This is a genomic window from Streptomyces calidiresistens (assembly GCF_014141525.1).
In the GTDB taxonomy this organism is placed as follows: Bacteria; Actinomycetota; Actinomycetes; order Streptomycetales; family Streptomycetaceae; genus Streptomyces; species Streptomyces calidiresistens.
Map to the genome: position 1 here is coordinate 1 of NZ_VKHS01000838.1, position 2,238 is coordinate 2,238.

The following is a 2,238-nucleotide window of genomic DNA, read 5'->3' on the forward strand; positions in this document are numbered from 1 at the left end:
TGTGTATAAGAGACAGCCCACGCCCCACCCATGAGGGCAATGGTCCCGCCGGACCGAAGGCCGTGTCGGAACAGTCCTCGATGGGCTTCTCGCTCCGCGCGGAGGGCAACAGCGTGGGAGTCGGCTTCGCCGACACCGTGAACATCCACTCCTCCCCACCCCGGGAACCGGCGTCCTGGCTCCCGGGAGGGCGGGATCCCGGTCCCCTCCCGCCGGACGGGAGGAAGCGCCGCGATTTCACCGACCCGATCCCGTGAGGCGGGAACGGGGGCGGCAAGCAGGCAGACACTGCCCTGCCCGGCCATCAGTGGTCGGGCAGCGCAGTCACGGCCTCCCCGGAAACCGGTCGACCCCACTCCGAGGGAACGGCACCGGCCAGGCGGGATGTTCGAATCATTCGAACGCTTCCTTCCAAATTTGGAAGGACCGCGGGGCGACTCAGGAACCGGCTTCCGCCCGTTTGTTCTGCTCCTTACATCCACTGGCGCAGTGCGCGATAGACGCGGGGGTCGTCGGGGTCGGCGAACGCCTGCATCAGGGCCCGGGTGAGGTCCTGGCGCGGGATGCGGGAGCGCTCGAGGCCGTCGGCCGGCCGGCGGGCGCGGGTGGTGACGGCGGCCCGCAGTTCGACATCCGTGGCAATCAGCCCTGGGGAATTCGACTTAGAGGTCATCTCATTTGGTGAGCCTGCGGTAGCAGATGAGGGTGCAGGCGATGCCGATGAAGGCGAGGAAGTGGTCGGCTTTGCGTTCGTAGCGACGGTGGAGGCGGCGGCAGCCAGCGAGCCAGGACATGGTGCGTTCGATGGTCCAGCGGTGGCGGCCCGGCCGCTGTGAGGACTCGATCCCTTTGTGGGTGATGCCGCGTCCGTGTAACCATTGCCGCAGGTGGGCGTAGTCGTAGCCCCTGTCGCCGTGGAGCTTGCCCGGCTTGCGCCGCCTGCGTCCGCGGCGGGATCGGATCGGCGGTATGCCCTTGATCAGCGGGATCAGGGCGCGGCTATCGTGCAGGTTCGCATCCGAGATTCCGACGGATAGGGGCAGACCGTTGCGCTCGGTGATCAAGTGGATCTTCGAGCCGTACTTGCCCCGATCCACAGGATTCAGACCCGTCAGGTCCCCCTCTTCAAGGCCCGCATGTTCACAGAGTCGATCGCACAGCGGGACCGGTCCAGCTCGCCGCGGGCACCGAGCTCGTCGAGCACCAGGCGGTGCCGGGCCTTCGGCCACGCGCTGAACCGCCGATGAGCCGTTGCCCCCGACAGCCCGAAGGATGCTGTCGGCAGTTGCCGCCATGTGCAGCCCGACGTGGTCACGAACACGATCGCCGCCGGCACCTCCCGGTCGCCGTGCCGACGCCGACCACCGCCCTGTGGCCGCGACGGCGCCTCCGGCACCACCCGCTGGAACAGGTCCCACAGCTCATCCGGCACCAGCCGCTCGACAATCCCCACGCCCTGTCGCGCCTACGACTCGCTCGAGCAGACGGTCTCAGTCCAGGTTGCCCGGAGGTCACGGCAGACAAGGGTGAGGGTGCCGTCCCAGCAGGCGATTTCGTGGCTGCAGCCGTCCCTGTGCGGCAGGATCTCGTCGAGAATCACAGCCCCGAGGTCCGTTCCACGGTCCTCGTCGACGGGATCGCTGATGAAGCTGGACACCCCTGTGTAGCGGATCAGCAGGTCCTGGTCGTGCTTCCAGCAGTTGTGCTGGAACTCGACCTCCATCTCCTCACCGCCGGCACCCCGGACGGCCCGGAGCATCAGGTCCTTCACACATCGCCTGCTGCGGAAGTCGTAGTGGTCCGTGTCAGTGGCGAAAGCCCGGGCTCCTGGCGGCAGATCACCGGAGATCGAGGGCAGGTGGCTCAGATAACGAGCGGGGTCCAAGACCCCTGACAGGTCGCCGACCTGCGCATCAAGATTGACGTACTCCATCTACCTTCGACCCCGCTCATGACTTCCCACTGGCCGACGAATCGTCGCACAGACTCACCAAACGAGATGGCCTCTCAGAGTTCCTAACGCAATGCGGTGCGGAGGCGGCGCCGGCAGATCAGCGCGCAGCCAAGGCGCATGAGGGCTTCGTGGATGTCGTCTCGGATTTCCCAGCGGATCCGCAGGCGGCGGAAGCCGTGTAGCAGGGCGATGGTCTGCTCGACCACCCACCGACGGACACCCGGCCCGGAGCCGTGCTCGACACCGCGGCGGGCGATGACCGGCTTGATGCCCCTGGCCCGGAC

At 67.4% G+C, this 2,238-nt stretch carries 4 protein-coding genes and 1 pseudogene; 1 reads left to right on the plus strand and 4 read right to left on the minus strand.

Features of this window, described 5'->3' with window-relative positions:
* Positions 1-257: hypothetical protein (locus FOE67_RS23285; protein ID WP_182666807.1), on the plus strand; the 257-nt coding region annotated here is incomplete at its 5' end.
* Positions 258-472: 215 nt separating this feature from the next.
* Here the strand turns inward: FOE67_RS23285 and FOE67_RS23290 are convergent.
* The 4 genes and pseudogenes from FOE67_RS23290 to FOE67_RS23305 all read right to left on the minus strand — a co-directional run.
* Entirely contained in the window at positions 473-673 is a 201-nt protein-coding gene (locus FOE67_RS23290; protein WP_182666808.1) for a hypothetical protein, read from the minus strand.
* A 1-nt stretch (position 674) separates the two neighbouring features.
* Positions 675-1,453, minus strand: a protein-coding gene (locus tag FOE67_RS23295; RefSeq protein ID WP_323385353.1) for an IS5 family transposase whose coding sequence is annotated in 2 segments (ribosomal slippage) — positions 675-1,121 and positions 1,124-1,453 — 777 coding nt in all. Because the reading frame shifts where the segments join, the coding sequence is not laid out codon by codon here.
* A gap of 12 nt (positions 1,454-1,465) precedes the next feature.
* Positions 1,466-1,933 carry a hypothetical protein gene (locus FOE67_RS23300; protein WP_182666810.1) on the minus strand — a complete coding sequence of 156 codons (468 nt, stop codon included), beginning with the start codon at positions 1,931-1,933 and terminating at the stop codon, positions 1,466-1,468.
* A gap of 83 nt (positions 1,934-2,016) precedes the next feature.
* Positions 2,017-2,238: pseudogene (locus FOE67_RS23305) on the minus strand (IS5/IS1182 family transposase); the annotation flags it as partial.

Coding starts and splice junctions, on each gene's coding strand:
- FOE67_RS23300 (WP_182666810.1), bottom strand. CDS start 1,933: ATGGAGTACGTCAATCTTGATGCGCAGGTCGGCGACCTGTCAGGGGTC.
- FOE67_RS23290 (WP_182666808.1), bottom strand. CDS start 673: ATGACCTCTAAGTCGAATTCCCCAGGGCTGATTGCCACGGATGTCGAA.